This window comes from Spirulina sp. 06S082, from assembly GCF_034932145.1.
Classification (GTDB): Bacteria; Cyanobacteriota; Cyanobacteriia; order Cyanobacteriales; family Spirulinaceae; genus CCY15215.
In genome coordinates this window covers 1-2,785 of record NZ_JAYGHV010000089.1, presented here as the reverse complement: position 1 = coordinate 2,785, position 2,785 = coordinate 1, and the positions used below count along the sequence as shown (strand labels likewise).

Genomic DNA, 2,785 nt, shown 5'->3' with positions numbered 1-2,785 from the left:
TTTAAGTTTGATTTCCTAACAATATTATCATATTTTAGGCTCTGTACCAAGATTTTTGATTTTTGGGGTTTGCTGCTCGCTCTTTTTTAAACTTTACGCTACATATGGTGTTACTGCGTAAGTTCTGTTAGAGTAACTCCGTTTCCGCTTATGGCTTCTTCGGAAGTCGAATTAATGGAAACAAAACCATTGTCAGTTGCGGTCAGCAACACACTTCTTATGGCTTCTTCGGAAGTCGAATTAATGGAAACTGAGGAGCAGTCTTTTCTTTAAAAAAATCAAAACTGCTTTTCTGTTTCAAACTGTTTTCTAACTTTGACTCTCCAGTATTTGTTGTCGAAGTTCTTGACATTCATCCGCTAGAGAAAGGTCTAATTTTTTAGCTAAAACATAGGCGCAATTGCAGTAATCGATCGCAGCTTGTTTGTCCTCTAGCTCCCAATAAAGCACCGATAAATCCGCAAGAGTTTGAGCTTCTTCACTTTGACTTTCAACTTCTTGAAAAATCTTGAGTGCCAGTTGTAATTTCTCCAACGCCCGAGCCAATTGGGACTGCTCCAGCAACGCCACACCTAAAGAATGGAGTGCAGCACCTTCTCCTCTGCGATCGCCAATTTGCCGTGAAAGCGCTAAATGTTTTTGAGCATAATGAGAGCTTGCTGGCTACAAACCCGCTTTATCCAACTCATCCAAAAAAGCCCTAAGATTGCCGTAGCGCGATCGCAACTCCTCCATACAGCCCAGCCACTCCGCTAGTCGTTCTTCCGTCGCACAAATGCCTCGAAGTTCTCGAAGAATCTTGATGGCTTGCCGATAAGAACGTTGATTGCGCTGTTTGATATACTTTTCCGCTCGTTCGCGGTAATGTTGCAGTATTTGCTCCAGGGATTTATCCCGCCGTTCCAGCAGCTTCGAGAGTGCCTTCTTTAGCCTTCGGTCTGCCAAAGCCGCAACAACTCCATCGAACTGCTCCGTATCTGTAGCCAGCAAAGCCGCATCGGCACCGTGGCCATAGTCGCGAAACACAAGGCTTTTCGCGTACACCTTCACTAGCACCGACAGCCAAAGCCGTTGCAGGTCATCCGCAAGGCCCTCGCGTTCCAAACAGCATCGCAAGCCCGCTACCAGCCCCGCCGAACAATCCGAGAGTTCGCTATTGTAATCGAATCCCAAGCGTTCTGCATCGTAGCTTTGGGTCAGTTCTGAGAGCAGCAAACAGTACAGCGACCCGGCATCAAGAATATTGCCCGCATCAAAGTAGCGCCGTGCCAACTCGATAAACGGCTGCAATGCCTCGACTATAGCGCGGGCGGTGGGTAATTCGAGAGCAGCATTGATGCGAGGGAGTAGGGAGTAGGGGCGCGGAGATGAGCGAGAGCAATATGGGTTCTCGCGTCACCATCGCCTCAACCAGTCCGATGAGGTCGGTTTTGCTGCGTTTGGCTAAAGTCTCTTGCAGCATCGGCACGTCCTCGAAACCTTCGGGTTCCCTGCACCACGTTAATAACAACGCGACCCCGTGCTTGCAGAGTCCGCCGTAGCGGTAAGGGCAACTGCATTGCGCGTTGGCGATTTCGTCTCCATCGAAGGCGATCGCGACCTCGTAGAGTGCCGTGCCGATGCAGAATGCCGAGAGAACGTTGCCTTGCCGCGTCGGTTGCAGGATGGCGCGGCGTTGGTAATAATCATGTCCTCGGTCATAGCTGTTGGGCGTGGCGAGGCGTTGGATGTGGGCTTCGCTGAAGGAGAACATTTGTTGTAATGGGAAAAACTGCAATTTTTCTTTGGAGACGCTGTGCGATCGCGTTCAAAGTGTTATGCCTGCTAAAGATGTTTATCATCAACCCGTCAAAAATGCGCTGATTCGAGATGGCTGGACAATAACCGACGATCCTTATTTTATCCAATACGAAGATGCCGAACTCTATGCCGATCTCGCAGCCGAAAAACCAATCGCAGCCGAGCGCCAAAGTAAAAAGATTGTTGTAGAAATCATATCAAAATATTAGTTGTCGATGTCGAAGAGGAGACTATAGAACAATGGGCAAATTAACCCATCAATTAACCGATAGATTAACATACTATCGCAATACAGTTGTTAGACTGCTGCAAGATTATTACGCTCTTAAACCACGTCTTAACTCAACCGATACGGTTAAAGAGTACCTTGTTTTGGACAAAGAAAGCGATAACTATCTCTGGATTCGTTCGGGCTGGAAAGGAACGCAACGAGTGCAGTATATTATCTTTCACCTTCGGATCGAACAAGATAAAATTTGGGTAGAAGAAGACAGTACCGATCTCTGTATCGTTGACGATTTATTGCAAGCCGATATTCCCAAAGAAGATATCGTTCTTGGCTTTCATCATCCCAATAAGCGAAAACTAACAGAATTTGCTACAGGAAACGATACCGAAAGAGAACGAGCCAGTTAACAAATAACATACTCCCGACTCCCTATTCCCGATTCCCGATTCCCTACTCCCTACTCCCTGAAAAACTTGCTCCAGATGGCATCAGCAAAAGTACCGCCCATCTCCTCCCCCGGCACGAGCAAGGTTTCCAGTGAATCCAGCAAGAGCAGGACATCATGGCAGGCTAGGTAATCGAGTAGGCGATCGCAGAGCTTATCGGGCTGGCGTTCGTCCGGTGCGAGGGATAAGTAGGTATACGAAATTAATTGCAGATGTGGTAAAATAAAACCCCAAAAGACTAAGCAAGCATGGAAAAATTAGCAAGAGAAACCCAAAAACTACTGTGGCGGATTTATCGAGAAAGTGAATC

The 2,785-nt window shown here is 47.3% G+C and carries 5 protein-coding genes and 1 pseudogene; 2 read left to right on the top strand and 4 right to left on the bottom strand.

From position 1 onward, the window contains the following. Nucleotides 1–309: 309 nt before the first annotated feature. The 4 genes from VB714_RS07145 to VB714_RS07130 form a co-directional block, all read right to left on the bottom strand. Nucleotides 310–615 (bottom strand): tetratricopeptide repeat protein, encoded by a 306-nt coding sequence (locus VB714_RS07145; protein WP_323222550.1) that lies wholly within the window; start codon nucleotides 613–615, stop codon nucleotides 310–312. A gap of 48 nt (nucleotides 616–663) precedes the next feature. After that, entirely contained in the window at nucleotides 664–1,026 is a 363-nt protein-coding gene (locus tag VB714_RS07140; RefSeq protein ID WP_323222548.1) for a hypothetical protein, read from the bottom strand. Between the two features lie 226 nt (nucleotides 1,027–1,252). Then, the gene (locus tag VB714_RS07135; protein WP_416309627.1) at nucleotides 1,253–1,573 is read right to left on the bottom strand and encodes an SWIM zinc finger family protein; all 321 of its coding nucleotides are present in this window, start codon (nucleotides 1,571–1,573) and stop codon (nucleotides 1,253–1,255) included. After that, nucleotides 1,501–1,701: a hypothetical protein gene (locus VB714_RS07130; protein WP_323222544.1), complete on the bottom strand. Its 201-nt coding sequence runs from the start codon at nucleotides 1,699–1,701 to the stop codon at nucleotides 1,501–1,503. The genes VB714_RS07135 and VB714_RS07130 overlap by 73 nt, the downstream gene beginning before the upstream one ends. Before the next feature lie 116 nt (nucleotides 1,702–1,817). Between VB714_RS07130 and VB714_RS27365 the strand changes: the two are divergent. Both VB714_RS27365 and VB714_RS07120 read left to right on the top strand, forming a co-directional pair. After that, nucleotides 1,818–2,000 (top strand): annotated as a pseudogene (locus VB714_RS27365) (element excision factor XisH family protein); the annotation flags it as partial. Nucleotides 2,001–2,040: 40 nt separating this feature from the next. Then, nucleotides 2,041–2,436, top strand: a complete 396-nt coding sequence (locus VB714_RS07120) for a XisI protein (RefSeq protein ID WP_323222540.1) — start codon at nucleotides 2,041–2,043, stop codon at nucleotides 2,434–2,436. Nucleotides 2,437–2,785: the final 349 nt, after the last annotated feature.